Genomic DNA, 17,354 nt, shown 5'->3' on the forward strand with positions numbered 1-17,354 from the left:
GGCCAGTACGGCGATCAGCTGCAGTTCGGCGGCAGGCACTGCGTCGACACGTTCGTCGAAGCCGTCACCGCGCTGGCGTGCTTGTCGTGGATGCCAGGCGGAGTGACCTTCGCCGGGCTGCACTTCTGCGTCCGCCACGAGGAGTGTCACACCGCTGCCGCTGAGTCTGCAGGGAGGTGCTGATGGCCCAGCTCACCTATTACGTTGCGCCTTGGGACCGTGACGACAACGACGGCCCGGCCTGGACGCCGGCGCCGGAGGATGTCCACACCCTCAGGTACGGCTACAACCTGGCCGACCTGCAGCGCCTCACCAGGTTCTCGATGGGCCGCACCTTCGGCGGCAGCCTGGACTACCACACCCGGCACGAAGTGGCCTGGTCAGCGATCACTGAAGCTCTCTACGCCGCGGACCAGCCTCCTGAGCCTGGTGAGCTGATCGCTGCCGGGCAAGCAGCGATCGCCGAGCACCTCCGTATCGACATGCGCCACCACGGTCGTAGCCTCCGCTACACCAGCGGTCAGGCGCCTCGGTTCGCGGCCTACTGGACCGGCCTCGGCAGAGGCACGCCCTCACCTGAAGAGCGGGTAGTGGATGCCACGGCGCTGTGGCAGATCTGGCCCCGCCTGACCGACCGGCAACGTGAGGCCCTGCTGGCGCTCGCCGCTCACGACGACTACCGGGCGGCAGCGGAAGCGCTCGGCGTCACCCCGGCCACCTTCAGGGTGTTGGTCAGCAAAGCCCGCCGCACCTTTTTCGCGCTATGGCACGAGGGCGAGCAGCCTTCTCGGGTCTGGGGGACCGACCGGCGAGTCGGCTCGTACGCAGATCCCTCCGAGGGAGGTAAACGCCGCCCGGTCACCCGCGTCGCAGCCCGGCGCACGGGGCGACCCGTGCACGAACTCGACCACGGCGCGGCATCCACCTACAGCAACCACGGCTGCCGATGCGGCCCCTGCACCCAGGCCGCAGCCCAGAAAGCTCAACGAGGCCGCCGGGCCAGAGGCGTTCAAGCCCGGCGCCGCATCACGGTCAGCCAGCTCGCTGACATCCGCCGCCGCCAGGCCGCTGGCGAACCCTTGACCGTGATCGCTCGCGATCTCGGATTCTCCGACGGTTACCTGTCGCGTCTCGTCCGCGGGATCCTCCGGCCTGCTCCGGACCCCGAGGCGGTGGCCTCATGACCCCCACGTCTTCCTCCTCCCTCCCCTTCCCGGGGAGGGAATCAAGAGGGGTCAGCCGGGGGAGTAGGGCTGGCTCAGAAGTCGTCGAGGAGATCGTCGAGCGAGGTGCGATCGCCCCGAGGGAGTCCAAGCTGCTCCCGCGTAGGACGCTCAGGCCGTCTCGCATCTGGCCGGCGCAGGTGCCAGCGGATGTAGGCGTTGATGACCTGAGCGCGATTCGTGCCCATCCTCTGGGCCACAGCGTCGAGGTCTGCCCAGTCGTCGTCGTCGACGCGGACCGAGCGGTGCTGGGTGCGTGGCTGGTTAGGCACGCCTCCCAGTCTGCGGGGTGTACGTGCAGTTCTCAAAACCGGCTCCTTTTGGTGTACGTACACCTGAGTGTAAGGTGTACGTACACCGCGATCAAGGGAGGCCTTTCGCGAGTGGTGGATTTCGGCATGCGCCGAACGCGAGAGAAAGGGCGGAAGAGCTGGGGGTGTCGCCGAAGACAGGCCCAGCCCTCGCCGTCCACGTACGAGCTTGAACAGCACCAAGGGAGACACCGTCCAGGTGAACGACGCAACGCTCAGGGGAAACGCCGAGGCTGCCGCACAGGCCGCCGAGGGTGGGCCTGTGAGCCTGGACCACGAGGCGGTCGAATGGGCCTGGGCCCAGCCGATCACCAACAACCCGGGGGCGCGGATCGTGCTGATATGCATGGCCCGCCGCGTGGACGACATCTGGGAGTGCACGGCGAGCCAGGAGGAGATCGCGGAGGACGCGATGCTGTCTGCTCGCTCTGTTCGTCGCCACATGGAGCAGCTGGAGGAAGACGGGCGCATCCGGCGACAGAGAAGATTCGACGAGAAGGGGCATCGACTGCCCGACTTGTGCCGTCTGAATCCGGCCGCAAACCTACCGGCCAATCTGGCCGGTAGGCAGGTCACTCCAATGGCCAATCTGGCCGGTAGGGACTCTGACCACCGGCCAGGTTGGCCGGTAGGAAATCAGGACAATCCGGATGCTCCCAGTTCGGAGCCAGCGGCCAATTTGGCCAGTGGCCAAACCGACCTGTGGCCAGATTGGCCGGTAGGCGAAGGGGACGAAACGGATACCCCCAGGTCGGATCCAGTGGCCAAATTGACCAGTGGCCAAATTGGCCGCGCTAGTAGTTCTCCTACGGAGAACTACTCCTCTTCTTCTACGAAGAAGAGGAAGGGGGGTGCGGGGGGAAACTCCAGCACGACCAAGCCGCGGACCGACGAGCACCCCCGCTTCGCTGAGTGGTACGCCGCCTACCCGTTGCGAGACAAGCGCCCTGACGCAGTCAAGGCGTTCAACCGGGCCATCGCCAAGGTCGGCGACGCGCAGATCCTCATCGATGGCGCCAAGCGGTACGCCGCCCACGATCCCAGGGTCAAGCGCGGCTACATCAAGGGCCCCTCCGTCTGGCTGAACAACGAGTGCTGGAACGACGAGATCCCGCCCGAGCCCGCCAGCCAGCCTCAGGTGCCAGCCACTGACCGCCCTGGCAACGGCTCCGGCTCCCAGGTGCCTCCCCGCGGTCCCCGCCAGAGCGTTTTCCGAAGCAAGAGGGAGAAGACAGCGTGAACGACGATGACGCCCTCGCCGAGTGGCGCGCCGACCGCCTCCGCGGACGCGTTGAGGCGTTCCAGGCCCGCAGGCCGGTCCTGCTGCGCCACCCCGGCCGGTTGAACGACGAGGTCGCCGAGTGGGGGAGCCGCCTGTTCGACGGCACCGCCCGCAACCTGGTTGTGGTCGGTGACATCGGCACCGCCAAGACGTGGAACATGTGGGAGGTCCTGGAGCGGGCCGTCAAGGTCGGCTACGCCGGGACGATCCTGTTCGCCACCCCCGCCGAGTGGCAGGACATCGTCGGCCCGCCCGCCGACCGGGACCGGCTGCGGGAGATGCGCGTCGCTGACGTGCTGGTCCTGGACGACCTGGGGTCGTCGCGGATCAACGAGTGGCAGCGGGAGATCCTGCTCGGCGTCATCGACGAACGGTGGCAGCACGGCCGCCCGACCGCGATCACCTCCAACATGGACGAGTTCGACAACGCCCTCGGCCCCCGCCTGACGTCCCGCCTGGGCGACGGTGCGATCGAGGCGATCCTCGAAGGCGAAGACCTGCGGGCCGCCCGATGAACGACTTCGACCAGCAGCAGAACGAACGCGACCTGTTCGCCGAGACCGCGGTTCTCGGCTCCATGATGATCAGCCCCGACGCCGTCGACCGGGCGTTGGAGGCGGTGTCGAGCCGCGACTTCAAACGGCCCGGCCACCAGCTGGTATTCGAGGCGATCTCCGCGCTGGCCAACCGCGGCATGGGCATCGACCCGCTGACGGTCGCCGACGAGCTCGACAAGCACCAGTTGCTGGCGAAGGCCGGCGGCGCGTTGAAGCTGCACGAGATGACCTCGGCCGTGCCGACCGCCGTCAATGTCGGCTACTACCTGGGACAGGTCCGGGAAGCGGCCGTGACCCGGCACACGCTCATGGCGGCCATGCGGGTCGGGCAGGTCATGGGCAACCGGGAGGTGGACCTCGACGACCGGGTCGACGCGGTTCGCTCGCTCATCGACGACGCCACCCGGCTGACGTCGTCGGCACCGCTGCGGTCGGTCGCGGACGTGATCGGCCCGCTGCTGGACCGGCTCGGGTCGAAAGCCCCCGCGGCGGGGGTGACAACGGGCTGGGCCGACTTGGACGACAAACTGACCAAGCTCCGGCCCGGGCAGCTCATCGTCGTCGGCGCCCGGCCGGGCATGGGCAAATCCGTGATCATGGCCAACCTGGCGGCGCACGTGCGCATCGACCTCGGCCTGCCTGTCCTGTACGCCAGCCTGGAGATGTCCGAGGACGAGATCACTCTGCGGATGGTCGCCCAGAAGGCCCGCGCCGACCTGGCCCGCCTCCAAAGAGGCGACCTGGGCGACGACGAGTGGTCACGCGTCGCCGACTGGGCCGGACGGATCGCCGAGTACAACGACCTGATCATTGACGACGACGCGTCCATGACGATCGCCAAGCTGCGCTCCAGCATCCGCCGGATGCGCCGCAACAACATGCCGCCCGCCCTGGTGGTCGTCGACTACCTGCAGCTCATGTCGACCGGCAAACGGACCGAATCCCGCCAGGCCGAGGTGTCGGAACTGAGCCGCAACCTGAAGATCCTCGCCAAGGAGTTCGAGGTGCCGGTCGTGGTCGGCTCCCAGCTCAACCGCGAATCGGAGAAGCGCGCCACCAAGCGCCCCACCCAGGCCGATCTGCGTGAGAGCGGCGCCGTCGAGCAGGACGCGGACGTGATCTTGCTGCTGCACCGCGAAGACGCCTACGAACCGGAGTCCCCCCGGGCGGGCGAGATCGACGTGATCGTCGAGAAAAACCGTCAGGGACCCCGCGGTGTCGTGACCCTCGCCTGGCAGGGCCACTACGCCCGCGCCATGGGCTTCGAGCGCGACCACCGAGACGGACGCCCCAACCTGCACGCCGTCAACTGAAAGGACCATCCCCATGCCCAGTGAATTCGTCGAGTTCCTACACCGCCGCAAGGACTGGCTGCAGGTCGTGGTCGTCCAGAACAAGTGGGGCAGCTACGACTCCGCCTTGGTGGTCGACGGCAGCTATGCCGACGCCGACGACGCGGCCCGCAACGCCGAGGAGCTCAAGCAGCAGCTCCTCGATGCGCTCGCCTCGGGCGGCAACGTTCAGGACGTCGCGTGAGCGGCCCCGTGTGTCCCCAGGTTGGGGACACGGCTGTGGAAGACGCCCTGACCCGCCCGGCGCTGTCCGCCCCCACCCCCAAGACCACCGAGGAGACCCTGTGACCCGCGTCTGGCCCTCCCGCGAAGAGTGGGTAGCCGCCGCCGAGCGGTCGGTTCGTACGGCGTGCCTGCCGCTGGAGCGCGTCCCCGAAGGCGCCGAGCACTACCTGACCGCCGACGAGGTCGCGGAGATGAACCGCCTCAACGTCCAGCTTGCCCAGGCGGCCCGCCCGATCCTGACGGCGGAGATCGCCCGGTTCGCCGAGGAATTGCCGAAGCCAGCCCCGACCGCCCGCACTCGCCGGGCTGACTTCTCGGTGTGGTTGAACGCCTTGGACGGGACGCAGATGCGGATGTCGTCGCGCATGTTCACGCTGCGGCACGCCCGTACTGACATCGGCCGGCAAGCCAAAGCCGACCCGACGGCGCTCACGACGTGGCACTGGTCGCCGCTGACGTACACGGTCCTGTCGGACGTGGTGCGGGACCTACTCGACCACCTCGACGGGTGGCAGCTGCTGTACGGGCTGGACGCCAAGTACCAGCGCTACCGGTGGGACGCCGCCCGGGAAGCCGAAGAAGCCGCAGTGGCCAAAGCCATCAAGGTCCGCTCCTCCGACGAGGGGTGGGCCCGCGAACTGGAGCGGCGCGCCCGCATCGACGACGGCCCGGCCGTCCGCGTCAGGGAGGGCTGACCCGTGAGCGCCGATCTGACTCCTGACGACTCCGCCGTCGACATGTGGTCCGCCGCCCAGGACCTGACGATCCCGCCGGATGTGTTGGAGCGCTTCCTTGTCCGCCGGGTCGCCCGGCGAAGGGGCGAGGAGGCGGGGCCATGTCCGGCAGGGGACTGGCCGTACCTCGCCAAGCACACCGCGAACAAGACCACCGAGGAGCCCCCGATGACCGCTGACGAGTTCAACGCGACCTACCCGATCGCCACGCCGGTCCTGGCTTGGCCGGGCAGCCGTGACGAGGAGCCGCTGACGACCGTGACCCGTACCCCGGCTTGGACTCTCGGCCACGGCACCCCGGTGGTGTCCGTCGAGGGCATCGCGGGCGGTATCGCCCTGACCCACGTCGAGCGCATCTCGGCCGATGTCCGCCCTCAGGGCGGGGAGACCGCAGAGGGTGCAGTGGCCGGAGGGGCTGGAGTGGCTCAGGAAGCCGTCTAGCGCTCACGCTCGCGGGCGTAGGCGGGCCCTGGGTCCACGACTGAGGGCCAAGGAATCTGATCTTGTCTCAGGCCTCTACGACTCTCCGAGCTGAACTGGTTTACGAAATCTGACCAAGATCTCGAATCAATGATCGATTTACAACGGAAAGGGCGCCGGCATGGCTATCTCAATCGGGCAGGTCTACGAGGCCTGCCACCCCCTCGACGAGGGGCGCCGCATCCGCGTCGTCGGCATGCCTGTCAACACGAAGGTGCTGGTGGAGTCGCTGCCGACCGGTGGGCGCGGCGCCCGCCGCCGCAACATCGAAACCAGCCAGCTCCACGCCAGCGCCACCACCCGCTCGGGCGCGGCCCGCCGTACGGGGTACGCGCTCGTCGAGGACGTGCAGTGATCATCAACCTGTTCGCCGGCCCGGGCGGGGTGGACATGGGCGCCCGCATCCTCGGCCTCACCGGGCAGATCCACGGCTACGACATCGACGCCGACGCCTGCGCCACAGCGATGGCGGCCGGGTTCGCCCGCACCCAAGCCTCCGTGCTCGACCTCGACCCTGACGGCATGCGCGGCGTGACGGGTGCCGTGATCACTTCGCCTTGCCCTACGTTCAGCACGTCCGGCAAGCGAACCGGCCTGGGCGACCTGCCGCACATCCTGAAGGCCATCGAACGCCTGGGGGACAGCCAAGCCGGAGTGGGCCCTGACGACGGCTGGGCCGAGGTATACGCCCAGGTTCAGGATGTCCGTTCCGCCCTGGTTGCGGAGGCCGCCCGGTTCGCGCTCCGACTGCCACACCTGCAGTGGCTGGTGTGCGAACAGGTCCCCGGCGTCACCCCGATCTGGCAGGAGATGTGCGCCGAACTCGCCACCAGCCACGACTTCCTGGCCTGCTTCGTCCTCACGATCCACGGCGAAGACCTGGGGTTGGCGTCCCGCCGCACCCGAACGTTCGTCATCGCCACCCGCCACCGGATCCCCGACCTGAACGGGCTGCCGTTCCGGGACGGGTGGGCGTGCGGCAAGTACGCCGCACCGACGAACCTCCTCCCGGAGGCGGGGCGCCGCATCTCTGCGGTCACGATGGCGCAGGCGTTGGGCTGGCCGGCGGGGGAGCGCATCAACACCCGCGGGGTCCGCAAGACCTCCGGCGGTAACGAGTTCTCCGCCGACCAACCCGCCTGGTGCCTCACAGAGAAGGCCCGCTCCTGGCGGCGCGTCTCCGACGGCACCCAGCTCACCGCAGCCGAGGCGGGGCTGCTCACGGGGTTCCCCACGGACTACCCGTGGCGCGGAGCCCGATCGAAGTGCTTTCTGCAGGCCGCTGACGTGGTGCCCCCGCCGGTCGCCGCCGCAGTGCTCGGTGCCGCCCTTGGCCTCGACTGGGAGACCCCGGTCAGGGACTACCTGGCCGGCATCTACCCGCCCCCTGTCGAGACGGCCTACCAGCCGTCCCTCTTCGAAGGAGCAGCAGCATGACCGACTCCACAAACGCCTTGACTCCCGAAGAGGAAGAGGTCCGCGCGGAACTCGCCCGGCAGGACGCCAAATGGGGCGAACAAGCTCACCCGGACGGCACCGGACCCGACGTCGCGTGGGCCTGCACCGGACCTGCCACCTACGTCGCCAACAGCGCACGCAGCACCGTTGAGCAGTTGGCCGCCGCAGGACACCTCACGTGGCGGGACATCCTCCTTGAGGAAGTCGCCGAAGCGTTCGCTGAAGACGACCCTGACAGGCTCCTTAACGAGCTGCTTCAGGTTGAGGCCGTTGCCCGCCAGTGGCGTCTGGCGATCCGCCGCCGTCTCACCGAGTAATCCCCTTCGCCCGCCCTCACCTGAGGGCGGGCCTACCCCAACGAAAGGGCAAGATCATCAATGGGTAGTGCACCCGAAGCGACCCTCGCCTACGGCTATGCCCTTGGAGGTGCCGACGGCTGGGACCTCGTTGAGGTCGACGAGTACGACGGCATCGACCCCGCCAAGGTCACCTGGTACGACGAGGACAGCGAAGACGACTTCATGGGGCAGGCGGAGAAGCGCCTCCTCGCCACGCTGCTGGGATTCACCGAGACCGATTGGCGGGTAGACGGCTACTTCGCTCGCGAGCGTGAGGCGAAGTCCAGTCTCGGAGTGAAGTTCTACGGCCACGGCTACGACGCCGGCCAGATGTACGCCCTCGTGACGAAGACCATCACCGTCAAATGGGGCGAGTCCAAGGTCCTCGACCTGCCAACTCTGATGGCCGAGCCCGCCGAGCGCGGGTGGGACGACAAACTCGCTGCCGCGCTGACAGCTCTTGGCATCACGCCGAAGCAGGAGCGGCCCGGCTGGCTGCTCTGCGCCTACTACGGCTGACCTTCCCCCGCCCGCCCCCTTCTGTGGGGCGGGCCTCACCCCGAAAGGACAAGACCACCCATGAAGAAGATCCCCACGGTCTTCATCCGAGACTGGGACAACAACCCCAAGCACGTCACCCGCGAGCCCAACCCTGAGTGCGCTTGGGTCTTCGACGGCGAAGGCGCTCCCACGGTGAAGTGGGACGGCGTCTGCGTCGGCTACCTGATCCTCAGCGAGACCGGAGGCGAACCGGCCTGGTACATCCGACGCGAGATCAAGCCAGGCAAGCCGAGGCCCGACGCATTCTGGGCGACCGGCACCGACGGGGAGACCGGCAAGATGACCGGCTGGGAGCCGATCGACCGATCAGGCTTCGCGAAGTACTTCCGTGAGGCCGTCGTCAACGTGCCCTTCGGCAACAAGATCGGCACCTATGAGCTGGTCGGCCCGAAGATCAACGGCAACCCGGACGGCTTCGACGCCCATGTCCTCATGGAGCACGGTTGGGCGCCCCTCAACATCCGTGAGGACGTGAAGACCGCCCCCCGCGACTACGACGGCCTCGCCGCGTGGCTGCACGCCCGCCCGTACGAGGGCATCGTCTGGCACGGACCAGACGGCAGGATGGCGAAGATCAAGAAGCGTGACTTCCCCGCTCCCACTGGGGAGGTGGTCCCGTGATCAACCCCGGCCTGCTCTCCTCCATGTGGGAGCGCAACGCCCAGTACTGGCACGCCACGGACCCGGGCAACGTCGGGTCGCCCCTCCCGGTCCGGCGCCCCGTCCTGCCGTCCTGGACCTTCGACGAGGCCGACGTCGCCCTGGAGGACAAGACTTTGGAGCGTCTCGCCCTCCTGACCGCCGAGTGCGGCTCCTCCTGGGCAGCAGCTTGCGAAGCGTTCGGGCCGTACTCGTTCGCCCGCGAGTTCTTCGCCAGCCAGCCTTCCAAGGTTGAGCGTCTGGCCCGGGAGCGCCGCCGCTGGCAGATGCTCCGCCACCAGTGGCCCGTCATGTCCCGCGTGAAGGCCAGTTACCACCGACGCAGGAGGAACCACCGTGGCTGACACGACTGGCTTACTCGCCCGGCTACGCCGGAAGTCCATCGTCCCTGGCTGTTCTCATGAGACTGCGGTCGAGGTCGAGTCCTACGGCCAGGTGGTCGCGGGCTTGTGCTTGAAGTGTGGGGAGCAACTGACCGCCGGGTGGTTCTCATGCCCACACGACTCGGTAGTGGTAGGGCACGACGAGGAAACCGCCCTCCGCCTCGCCCGTCAGGCCGCACCGCACATGACCACCTTCAACGGCCACACCGTGGCCGAAGCCCTCGCCGAAGGAGACAACCGTGGCTGAGACCTCCTCGTCCACGAAGGACCAGACGCTTCCTCCCTCATGGCCTTGCGACTCAGGAGACTGCGGTGAGCTGGCCGTCTACACGATCACGTTCCACGGACAGTCCGGCCACGTCCACGACTGCGAACGGCACACCGCGGTCCTTCGGGAATGGGCAGACGTCGCCAGCGTCATCCCGCTGCCGTGCCCTCACCGGCACGGAGACACCTGGGTGGAAACCCCACGGACTCTTGGGGGCGATGATGACCACCTCTGACGCCCTTCAAGGCGCTACGGCTGCGGTTCTCGCTCACCCGTGGCAGGACTCTCCTCGGTCAGCCCACCAGGACCACACCTACGACGCCGAGTGCGCGGTCTGCCAGGGGGACGTGGCCGCCGTCCTCGCCGTAGCCGCGCCGCTCATCGCCAAGACGATCGTGGCAGCGATTGACGCCGAAGCTCGCACTGGCGAAGCAGGCGCCCGTGGAGGACAGCACCTCACCTACGCGGGAGGGCTCCGTCGAGCTGCCCGCATCGCCCGCGCGGCTTTCGGGGAGGGCGGCCATGCCTGACATCCCCGACGCCGCCTTCCAGGCCGCCTCCGAGGCGATGGAAGCAGAAGACGGCAACCGAACCTACTTCACCTTCACCGCGATGGCCCGGACCGCTGTGGAAGCCGCAGCCCCGTTCATCGCCGAGCAGGCCCGCGCCGAGGAACGTGCCGCCATCGTCGAGGACCTCCGGACGTTCGCCGAAAGCGACGATCCGCTCAGCGCTCAGGACCGCGAGTTCATTGGTCATCACGCCTACCACGCCTCCGGGGCCGTTGTCGCGGCCGTGATGCTCGCCATCGCCGACAAGATCGAAAAGGGGAGGTCCGGTGCCTGACATCCCCGACACTCTTCTCCGTACGGCCGAGGACGCCATCCGATCCCGTGTACGTCTCCGTCTGGGGGAGCGGGCTCTCGCCGCCGCTTCTGCGGGGAAGGCCGTCATGCTGTCCGGCCGTGAGGCGGAGGAAGCGGCCCGCGCCGCCCTGGATGCCGCCATCCCGCTTCTCGCCGATGCGATCGCCCACCGCATCGCCTCCGCCTGCCCCACCCCGGACGAGCCGCACCAGGTGCCCTGCGACTACATGGACGCAGCCCGCATCGCCCGCGAGGTCTTTCCCGTCCCGCTCTCCTCCGTGGACGACCTCCGCGGCCAGGACGTCACCCCCGAGGACGCGGAAGCCCTCCGCCACCGCGGCGGCGAGCCCTGCTGTGACGCCCAGCAGGCGCTTCAGCGGGTCGTTGACCTCGCCCGAAGCCTGGAGGCCGACCAGCTCGTCGCCGCCGACAACATCGCCACCGCGATCCTCGGCCTCGCCCCCGAGGCGTACTGGCCGGGGGAGTCGATGGCCCTCCTCAACCAGCAGCGGGCGCGACGCCGTGACTCAGCTTGACGTTGAGGACTCGGGCGAGGAGAAACCGCGCCGAGGCCGATGCCGAATCTGCCGACACAAGCTCCAGGACCCTGTGTCGCAGGCGTACGGCATCGGCCCGGACTGCCGGGCAGCGCTGGGCCTCACGAAAGGGCCACGCCTCATACGGCTCACCCGGGTCCGTGCCGGCGGGCACGTGCCAGGGCAGGAGGACCTTCTCGCGGGGGAGGAGTAGCTACTCCCCAGGGGAAGTCTTGCGCCCCTTGGGGCCCGGGGGGAGGGCCTCCACTCCTCGCGCTCGAAGCTCCTTCCGGATGGTGACGGCGGTGGAGAAGGTACGCAGAGCGAGGGTGTCGGCGCTGTCCTGGCCGGAGCGCACCCGTTCGGCGCACAGGGCGAAGAAGTCTCGTTTGGCCTCGTCTGCTTGTTGCTGGAGCTTCAGGTATCGCTCGCTAGCTGCGACGACGGGATCGTTCTCGGTCATGCGAAAGAGAATACCGAAAGAGGGTTGCGAAACCTAGTCGGGAGGGGCATGATGATGCGTAAGCGAGTTGCGAAACAGGAGATCGAAATGACTGACACCGCCCAGACCATCCCCGCCGAGCGCATCCGCCCCGGCGTTGGCTTCCAGACCGTCAACGTCTTCGACCGGGCCGGCAACTATGTCCGCCAGCTCCGGTGCTACGGCACCGAGGAGCAGGCCCGGGCCCGTGCGGAGATGGGATTCCTCCACGACACGAACCCCCGCTGGTGGGCGCTCCGAAAGATCATCATCGGCCACTGACCGTCCCGGCCCGGGGGAGACCCCGGGCACCCCACCCCCTGAACACACTTGGAGGACCCGTGAGCACCAGTGAGACCCTGCCCCGCGCGAACGACGAGGCCGACACCTCCGTCTCCGCGCCGACCAACACGCTCGCCAAGGCGCTCGACCAGCGACCCGCCACCCGGTTCCTTGCCGCTCTCGGTGTACTGCCCACCTCCACGGTCTGACCGTCCGCTGTGTCTGCCGCTCCCACCGCGGGGGAGCGGCATGCAGAACGACCGGCCAGATCCACCGATCTCGAAGGAGACCCCCGATGTCCGCCATCCGCGCCGCTGGCGCCCGACTGTCCGCCCACCTCGACCAGGTCGGTGCCGCCGCCCCGCATCCGCCCGCTGACGTGCTCGCCCAGCCGTTGACGGCCGCGATCGTTGCCGCCTACCCGGCCTACTACATCCTCGGCCCCGGCCGGGCTCAGGCCCAGGCCACGCAGTGCAGCCACGGCTACAACCTGACCGACTCCTGCCCCTGCTGCCCCTGACCGGTTGCTGCGTCTGGCGGCCCTACGGGGAGGGCCGCCCTGCGGAGCGTCCAGCCAGATTCTTTCCCCTCCGATCCGGAAGGAGCCCTCGATGGTCACCGCTCAGCTCACCGCCCCCGCCCACCCGATCGACTTCGACCTGCAGGGTTGGCGCCGCCACGCCAACCGCCTCCTGCAGACCTGGCTAGCCGAGGACTTCACCTGGGGAGGCGCTCCCTTGTCGACGTTCATCAGCGCAGTCACTGCGGCTCTGGGGGACGGGACTACCTTCCCGCTGTGGGGCGACCACCGCTTGCTCGCCACTCCCACGCCAGCCGCCGTCCTCGACGCCTCCCTGGAGGACGCCGAACACGATCCGTGGCACCCGGCATGGATCGACCTGATCTCCGCCCCCTGGGAGCTCAAGGGCCGCTGGCTCCACCCGGACACCGCCTACGAGATCGATCAAATGGTCTTCGCCCGCAACGGCGGGAACCTCCTCATTGCATGCGCCGACCGCAGCCAACCCGGCACCGAGCCTCACCTCGACCCCACCCAGTCGCCGTACTTCACCGACCAGGGCGTGATCGCCGCTCCGATGCTCCCCTTTCGCGCTCTACGCCACTTGGAGAACGGCCACAACCCCGCGGAGGCGCTGCTCCTTCTGGCTGGCACCGCCGTGGCAGAGTTCTGCGTCCACGAGGCCTTGGAGACGTTTCAGGCCGCCCCAGGCAGCCCGGACTGGGATCCCCACGACAGCCCTTACTCGCTGGACATCACCCTGTACTGGCGCACTCCAGTCACGGTTTGCCAGGCGTGGCCCATCAAGACGTACTGATCCACCCAGCTCTCTCCTCCGGCACTCTGGCCGGACAGTACCCATGGAGGCGATATGACCACCCCTCTTTCCGGAAGCCCCGACGTGGCCCGCGTGAAACTCGCGGGGGCGCGTGAGCACCTGGGGCGCCACCCGATACCGGACCCTGACCGGGTCCATGAAGCGCTGGACATGATCCCGCTCCTCGTGGCCAGGCTGGAAGCCGCCTACCGGGAGATCGACCTCCTCCGAGTGGCCTGCGCGCGCCGGATCGGCCAGAACGACGACTGACCTTCTGTTCTCCTCGTGTCTCTACGAACCAGACACGGGGAAAGCCGCTGAAATACTCCAGGCGGCAAACTCCTGAAAGGAGCGACATGTCTACTTGCCCTCGCTGCGGACGCACCATGACCTTGCCCGGAACGTCCCGTACCACCACGAACCGTGACATCGAAATCTGCGGCCAGTGCTGCCAGGACGAGGCCATCCGGGACGCTGCTGGCCTCGCCCCTCAGCCGCCGCAGGAATGGCCCGTGGCTTGGCTCACCGCCTGGCGCGCCTGATTACCGTCTTGGTGCCAGCCCGTTCTTGCGGGCCGGCACCGGCACACTGGAGACGTCCCTGCAGCCTTGAGGAGCGTCCGTGACCGCTCACCCCGTCCCTGAGAACCACTCGATGTGGTGGCTGGTCCCACGCTCATCCTGGCGCCGCCTCCACGCCGTCCCAGCAACCGCCCTCACCCCAGAGCGGCTGGCTGACGCGATCGACTGGGGCGGACCACTCAGCCTTCGGGCAGCCTGCGGGCTGGTGGTAGACCTCACCTACGCCGGGGTCGGGAGTCGCTTCGGCATGCCAAGATGCGCCCACTGCTGCCGGGCGATCGGCATCCCGGCCGGTCTCGGAACCCCCGCTAACGAGGCCTGACCTAAGCGCCGTGCCCATGTAGACCTCACCCCGAAGCCCACACCAGGGCACCAAGGAGGAGGAAGCCATGAGGATGCATGAGGAGTGGGAAGTCACCTGCGGGCAGTGTCAAGGGCGCGGTGAGCACGTCATGGAAACCTACGCAGAGACGATCCGCACCACCTGCGAACGGTGCCACGGGGAGATGACCCTGCGGGTGTGGTACCTCAGCGACGACAACGGCCGATCGTGGGCGCCGATGGAACCGCAACCAGAGTGGTAGCCCGTCCCGGGCCGGAGGCGCTTTGGAGCCGTCTCCGGCCAGGGTGCACGCCGCTACGCTGTCCGCGTCGAGATCCTCGTGGCCTGGCCCGAGGCGCCCGCCTCTCCCAAAGAGGACCATTGACCAACGACCTGATCGCGTTTCTCGGTGCCCGCCTCGACGAGGACCAGGCCTGGGCGGAAGCCTGCCAAGGGCACCGCTGGCAGTGGGTCCGCAGCGAGGACGACCAGGTAGTAACCGCCAACCCGGCCCAAGAAGAATGCTTGGACGAGGACAGCTACGGCATCTCGCTGCGCAGCGTCGAGAACCCTGACCAAGAACCCTCGCCGATCGGCCACGCCGAGGGGGTTGAGTCCTCGGTGGCAGGTCACATCGTCCGCCACGACCCTGCCCGGGTACTCCGGGATGTCTCGGCTGACCGCAAACTCCTCGCCCGATATGCGGAGGCCGTGAAGGAGCAGGAGGAAGCCCTCGCGGCGTTCAGGGTCGCCCGCGACGAGTGGGGGTCCTCCTCTGAGGAGTACGCCGACGCCTACAAGGACTGGTCTGACGCCCTCCTCCGGGAAGGGGCTTTCCTGACCGTCATCAAAGACAGAGTCGCCCGCTTCTCCGACCACCCCGGCTACCTGCAGGAGTGGGCGCCGTGACTTGGCCACCAGCAGGAGAGAACTGGGAGGGCGGCTACCGCGACAAGCAGGGCCGCCGCTGGGTGCACGTCCCGAACGAGGGATGGAGAGAAGCGAACCCTGCGCCCTTCCTCAAGACGAAGGGCGCGCACAACCCCCACCAGAGCATGAGCCTCGTCGAGAAGATCACAAAAGGCTTATGGGAGCTCTTCCACACGTTCGACGGCGTGCAGGTGCGCTGGAAACCGTTCAGTGTTCGCTATCAGCAGCCGCGCTGGGAGGACAGGTAGGCAACGATCTGTTTGTATGCCCCCGCGTCGCCCTAGCCGCGCGGAACACTGTCCGCCATGACCCCCGAGACCTGGTCCGCACTCATCGCTGGCCTCGCCCTGGCAGGGACCGGCGGAGCTTGGCGGACGGCATACCTCGCCAAGCAGGCCACCGTGGACCTCACCCGGATCGAAGCCCGCCGCTGGCACGCTGACATGACCCCTCAGTTCGAAATCACCTGCGTCCCTCTCTCGATGGGGGACCAGGTCAGCGAGGACCGGGCAGAGCTCCGCATCCGCTTCGTCGGCCCTCCAGGGCTCACCAAGCTCACAGTCACCCCGACGATCCGAGACGACTGGCCCGACCGCAAATCCACCCTCGCGGGCGGACCCACCCAGGAGGAGGTCACTTCTCAAATCTGGGGGCCCTACCGCTTCATCCACGGAGTAGACGGCGGCTCCGAGGGCAGCCGCACCGTCACCCCGATCACCCTGCTCCTCAGCGACGGCCGCCCGCTCTCCGTGGAACGGACACCACCGCCCCGGTGGGCCGACTCCGCAGGGTGGCGTCAGCGGTACAACGGCACCCCAGTACGGCTCGCCCTGCACTGCGTCCACGAAGGCGACGAACCCTGGACCGTGTACAAGGAAGTCCCGACCGTCCACCAGTGACCGCGCAACCTGGGAGAATGGCTTCTCATGATTGCTTCCCCTCCCTCGGTCTACACGCACCCTGAGGTGCCGGGGGCCGTTCTCCACCGCAGCCCGACTGGCATCTTCTACCTCATCACTGGGGCTCTACAGCTCACCCCAGGCCAGCTCGTTGACGTCGGCAAATGGCTGACTCAGCTCGGGCGGGAAGAATCGGGCGCCTCAGAGCGCTAGACAGCGAAACGGCTCCCCGCCCCAACGGAGAGCCGCCTGCCGATCTCAACCGCTCCGGACCCTGCCTGATCGCGAAGCCTCACCTCACCGCAAGCGTACGACCTCGGGGAGGCTTCAATGTCTGCATGGATTCACTCGGACCCCAACGCCGACGACGGCTACTGGCGAGACCACGGCATGCGGGAATGCGCCCGCGCCGACCGGTGCGCAGCGCCCCGCACGGAAACCGCGAACGGCCGCACCGTCTACCTCCCCGCCCTCACCCCGCGGGCCTTCTGCCTGGCTGACCACGCCGCTATCGCCCGCGCCCTCGACGCCCTGCCGGCGCTGTACGTCCGTGTCCACCAGGCCATCGACAAGACCTTCGCCGTAGCCGGTGTGGGCCCCGTCGTCGCCATGTCGAAAACCGCACCGGTCCCGGTGTCCCTGCCTGCGGACGAGTTGGCACGCCACATTCTGGCGGTGCTCACCTCATGGGAGGAGCGCGTGCGGGTCGTCGCCCGCCTGGCCCCGCTCTCCACCGGCGCTTCCCGGCGTCGCCGAGACGGTGTGATCCTCACCCAGGCGTGGACCGTCCTCGCTGCCCACCTCGACGCGCTCCTCGCCTTGCCCGCCGAGCCGATGGCCCGCACCGTCTCCCTCCGTGATGCCGCGGCCCTTCCGCCCGGCACGCCCGGACTCGTCCACCACGCCGCCGGGTACGCCGACGTCCTGCTCACCCTGTCCGGCGCCGACGCTGGCCTGGAAATCCTCGCCCTGGCCGCCCGGTGCCGAAGCTTCCTGACCGACACCCCTGCCAGCCGCCGGCACATGAGCGGCGTCCCGTGCGGGGCGTGCGGCTACACCGAGCTGTACGAAGTCCTCGACGGAGACGGCCAGCACGCTGGCGCTTCCTGCGACGCCTGCAGGGCCGGGTACGACGCCGACGCCTACAAGGCGCTCACCATCGACCAGGTCACACCGATCCGCGCCTCTGGTGCCCGCCGCCGCGCTCTGCGCTCCGCGTCGCGAGACGACGTGCTGTCGCGCCGAGCCTGAAAGGAGACGCAGGGGAGTAGAAGGGGCGGGGCCGCTC

31 protein-coding genes are annotated in these 17,354 nt (G+C 68.3%); 27 read left to right on the forward strand and 4 right to left on the reverse strand.

What is annotated here, in order from left to right; all coding sequences use genetic code 11:
- The coding region (locus ABT340_RS39360; protein ID WP_352016036.1) for a hypothetical protein at positions 1 to 183 on the forward strand (183 nt) is incomplete at its 5' end.
- Positions 183 to 1,184, forward strand: coding sequence for an RNA polymerase sigma factor (locus ABT340_RS39365; RefSeq protein WP_352016037.1), 1,002 nt, complete (start codon positions 183 to 185; stop codon positions 1,182 to 1,184). The genes ABT340_RS39360 and ABT340_RS39365, both read left to right, overlap by 1 nt.
- 74 nt (positions 1,185 to 1,258) lie before the next feature.
- Here ABT340_RS39365 and ABT340_RS39370 read toward each other — a convergent pair whose 3' ends face one another.
- The gene (locus tag ABT340_RS39370) at positions 1,259 to 1,495 is read right to left on the reverse strand and encodes a hypothetical protein (RefSeq protein WP_352016038.1); all 237 of its coding nucleotides are present in this window, start codon (positions 1,493 to 1,495) and stop codon (positions 1,259 to 1,261) included.
- A gap of 208 nt (positions 1,496 to 1,703) precedes the next feature.
- Between ABT340_RS39370 and ABT340_RS39375 the strand changes: the two genes are divergently transcribed.
- The 12 genes from ABT340_RS39375 to ABT340_RS39430 all read left to right on the forward strand — a co-directional run bounded on the left by ABT340_RS39375 (position 1,704) and on the right by ABT340_RS39430 (position 9,525).
- Entirely contained in the window at positions 1,704 to 2,774 is a 1,071-nt protein-coding gene (locus tag ABT340_RS39375; RefSeq protein WP_352016039.1) for an LvrA C-terminal domain-related protein, read from the forward strand.
- Positions 2,771 to 3,331 carry an ATP-binding protein gene (locus ABT340_RS39380; RefSeq protein ID WP_352016040.1) on the forward strand — a complete coding sequence of 187 codons (561 nt, stop codon included), beginning with the start codon at positions 2,771 to 2,773 and terminating at the stop codon, positions 3,329 to 3,331. Before ABT340_RS39375 ends, ABT340_RS39380 begins: the two co-directional genes overlap by 4 nt.
- Entirely contained in the window at positions 3,328 to 4,686 is a 1,359-nt protein-coding gene (locus tag ABT340_RS39385; protein ID WP_352016041.1) for a replicative DNA helicase, read from the forward strand. The genes ABT340_RS39380 and ABT340_RS39385 overlap by 4 nt, the downstream gene beginning before the upstream one ends.
- 13 nt (positions 4,687 to 4,699) lie before the next feature.
- On the forward strand, positions 4,700 to 4,909 hold the full coding sequence (locus ABT340_RS39390) for a hypothetical protein (protein ID WP_352016042.1): 210 nt from the start codon (positions 4,700 to 4,702) through the stop codon (positions 4,907 to 4,909).
- Positions 4,910 to 5,009: 100 nt separating this feature from the next.
- The gene (locus ABT340_RS39395; protein ID WP_352016043.1) at positions 5,010 to 5,645 is read left to right on the forward strand and encodes a hypothetical protein; all 636 of its coding nucleotides are present in this window, start codon (positions 5,010 to 5,012) and stop codon (positions 5,643 to 5,645) included.
- A 3-nt stretch (positions 5,646 to 5,648) separates the two neighbouring features.
- Positions 5,649 to 6,125: a hypothetical protein gene (locus ABT340_RS39400; RefSeq protein ID WP_352016044.1), complete on the forward strand. Its 477-nt coding sequence runs from the start codon at positions 5,649 to 5,651 to the stop codon at positions 6,123 to 6,125.
- A gap of 160 nt (positions 6,126 to 6,285) precedes the next feature.
- Entirely contained in the window at positions 6,286 to 6,519 is a 234-nt protein-coding gene (locus ABT340_RS39405; RefSeq protein WP_352016045.1) for a hypothetical protein, read from the forward strand.
- Positions 6,516 to 7,601 carry a DNA cytosine methyltransferase gene (locus ABT340_RS39410; protein WP_352016046.1) on the forward strand — a complete coding sequence of 362 codons (1,086 nt, stop codon included), beginning with the start codon at positions 6,516 to 6,518 and terminating at the stop codon, positions 7,599 to 7,601. Before ABT340_RS39405 ends, ABT340_RS39410 begins: the two co-directional genes overlap by 4 nt.
- Complete coding sequence (locus tag ABT340_RS39415) at positions 7,598 to 7,939, forward strand: hypothetical protein (protein WP_352016047.1); 342 nt, start codon at positions 7,598 to 7,600, stop codon at positions 7,937 to 7,939. The genes ABT340_RS39410 and ABT340_RS39415 overlap by 4 nt, the downstream gene beginning before the upstream one ends.
- A gap of 60 nt (positions 7,940 to 7,999) precedes the next feature.
- On the forward strand, positions 8,000 to 8,479 hold the full coding sequence (locus ABT340_RS39420) for a hypothetical protein (RefSeq protein ID WP_352016048.1): 480 nt from the start codon (positions 8,000 to 8,002) through the stop codon (positions 8,477 to 8,479).
- 60 nt (positions 8,480 to 8,539) lie between these two features.
- The gene (locus ABT340_RS39425; RefSeq protein ID WP_352016049.1) at positions 8,540 to 9,142 is read left to right on the forward strand and encodes an RNA ligase 1 family protein; all 603 of its coding nucleotides are present in this window, start codon (positions 8,540 to 8,542) and stop codon (positions 9,140 to 9,142) included.
- Entirely contained in the window at positions 9,139 to 9,525 is a 387-nt protein-coding gene (locus tag ABT340_RS39430) for a hypothetical protein (protein WP_352016050.1), read from the forward strand. Before ABT340_RS39425 ends, ABT340_RS39430 begins: the two co-directional genes overlap by 4 nt.
- A gap of 145 nt (positions 9,526 to 9,670) precedes the next feature.
- Here the strand turns inward: ABT340_RS39430 and ABT340_RS39435 are convergent, their stop codons facing one another.
- On the reverse strand, positions 9,671 to 9,826 hold the full coding sequence (locus ABT340_RS39435) for a hypothetical protein (RefSeq protein WP_352016051.1): 156 nt from the start codon (positions 9,824 to 9,826) through the stop codon (positions 9,671 to 9,673).
- Between the two features lie 299 nt (positions 9,827 to 10,125).
- Complete coding sequence (locus ABT340_RS39440) at positions 10,126 to 10,356, reverse strand: hypothetical protein (RefSeq protein ID WP_352016052.1); 231 nt, start codon at positions 10,354 to 10,356, stop codon at positions 10,126 to 10,128.
- On the opposite strand from ABT340_RS39440, the gene ABT340_RS39445 reads away from it, so the two are divergent.
- Genes ABT340_RS39445 through ABT340_RS39455 form a run of 3 tightly spaced genes read left to right on the forward strand, consistent with a single transcriptional unit; the run spans position 10,355 to position 11,448 of the window.
- The gene (locus ABT340_RS39445; protein ID WP_352016053.1) at positions 10,355 to 10,678 is read left to right on the forward strand and encodes a hypothetical protein; all 324 of its coding nucleotides are present in this window, start codon (positions 10,355 to 10,357) and stop codon (positions 10,676 to 10,678) included. The two genes, ABT340_RS39440 and ABT340_RS39445, sit on opposite strands and share 2 nt — an antisense overlap.
- Positions 10,671 to 11,234 carry a hypothetical protein gene (locus ABT340_RS39450; RefSeq protein ID WP_352016054.1) on the forward strand — a complete coding sequence of 188 codons (564 nt, stop codon included), beginning with the start codon at positions 10,671 to 10,673 and terminating at the stop codon, positions 11,232 to 11,234. Before ABT340_RS39445 ends, ABT340_RS39450 begins: the two co-directional genes overlap by 8 nt.
- Complete coding sequence (locus ABT340_RS39455; protein WP_352016055.1) at positions 11,221 to 11,448, forward strand: DUF6011 domain-containing protein; 228 nt, start codon at positions 11,221 to 11,223, stop codon at positions 11,446 to 11,448. Before ABT340_RS39450 ends, ABT340_RS39455 begins: the two co-directional genes overlap by 14 nt.
- On the opposite strand, the gene ABT340_RS39460 is transcribed toward ABT340_RS39455, so the two are convergent.
- Positions 11,449 to 11,697, reverse strand: coding sequence for a hypothetical protein (locus ABT340_RS39460; protein ID WP_352016056.1), 249 nt, complete (start codon positions 11,695 to 11,697; stop codon positions 11,449 to 11,451). It lies immediately after the preceding gene.
- Between the two features lie 87 nt (positions 11,698 to 11,784).
- Between ABT340_RS39460 and ABT340_RS39465 the strand changes: the two genes are divergently transcribed.
- The 10 genes from ABT340_RS39465 (at position 11,785) to ABT340_RS39510 (ending at position 17,317) form a co-directional block, all read left to right on the forward strand.
- A complete protein-coding gene (locus ABT340_RS39465) occupies positions 11,785 to 11,997 on the forward strand; it encodes a hypothetical protein (protein WP_352016057.1) in 213 nt (70 codons plus the stop codon).
- A gap of 59 nt (positions 11,998 to 12,056) precedes the next feature.
- On the forward strand, positions 12,057 to 12,206 hold the full coding sequence (locus ABT340_RS39470; RefSeq protein ID WP_352016058.1) for a hypothetical protein: 150 nt from the start codon (positions 12,057 to 12,059) through the stop codon (positions 12,204 to 12,206).
- A gap of 86 nt (positions 12,207 to 12,292) precedes the next feature.
- Positions 12,293 to 12,517 carry a hypothetical protein gene (locus ABT340_RS39475; protein ID WP_352016059.1) on the forward strand — a complete coding sequence of 75 codons (225 nt, stop codon included), beginning with the start codon at positions 12,293 to 12,295 and terminating at the stop codon, positions 12,515 to 12,517.
- Between the two features lie 91 nt (positions 12,518 to 12,608).
- Positions 12,609 to 13,334 carry a hypothetical protein gene (locus tag ABT340_RS39480; protein ID WP_352016060.1) on the forward strand — a complete coding sequence of 242 codons (726 nt, stop codon included), beginning with the start codon at positions 12,609 to 12,611 and terminating at the stop codon, positions 13,332 to 13,334.
- 54 nt (positions 13,335 to 13,388) lie between these two features.
- A complete protein-coding gene (locus ABT340_RS39485; RefSeq protein ID WP_352016061.1) occupies positions 13,389 to 13,604 on the forward strand; it encodes a hypothetical protein in 216 nt (71 codons plus the stop codon).
- A 763-nt stretch (positions 13,605 to 14,367) separates the two neighbouring features.
- A complete protein-coding gene (locus ABT340_RS39490) occupies positions 14,368 to 14,499 on the forward strand; it encodes a hypothetical protein (RefSeq protein WP_352016062.1) in 132 nt (43 codons plus the stop codon).
- A 119-nt stretch (positions 14,500 to 14,618) separates the two neighbouring features.
- Positions 14,619 to 15,146 (forward strand): DUF6221 family protein, encoded by a 528-nt coding sequence (locus ABT340_RS39495; protein ID WP_352016063.1) that lies wholly within the window; start codon positions 14,619 to 14,621, stop codon positions 15,144 to 15,146.
- Positions 15,143 to 15,415, forward strand: a complete 273-nt coding sequence (locus tag ABT340_RS39500; protein WP_352016064.1) for a hypothetical protein — start codon at positions 15,143 to 15,145, stop codon at positions 15,413 to 15,415. The genes ABT340_RS39495 and ABT340_RS39500 overlap by 4 nt, the downstream gene beginning before the upstream one ends.
- Positions 15,416 to 15,472: 57 nt before the next feature.
- Complete coding sequence (locus ABT340_RS39505; protein WP_352016065.1) at positions 15,473 to 16,066, forward strand: hypothetical protein; 594 nt, start codon at positions 15,473 to 15,475, stop codon at positions 16,064 to 16,066.
- 330 nt (positions 16,067 to 16,396) lie between these two features.
- Positions 16,397 to 17,317 (forward strand): hypothetical protein, encoded by a 921-nt coding sequence (locus ABT340_RS39510; protein ID WP_352016066.1) that lies wholly within the window; start codon positions 16,397 to 16,399, stop codon positions 17,315 to 17,317.
- Positions 17,318 to 17,354 lie beyond the last annotated feature (37 nt).

It is taken from the genome of Streptosporangium sp. NPDC000239 (genome assembly GCF_040300765.1).
In the GTDB taxonomy this organism is placed as follows: Bacteria; Actinomycetota; Actinomycetes; order Streptosporangiales; family Streptosporangiaceae; genus Streptosporangium.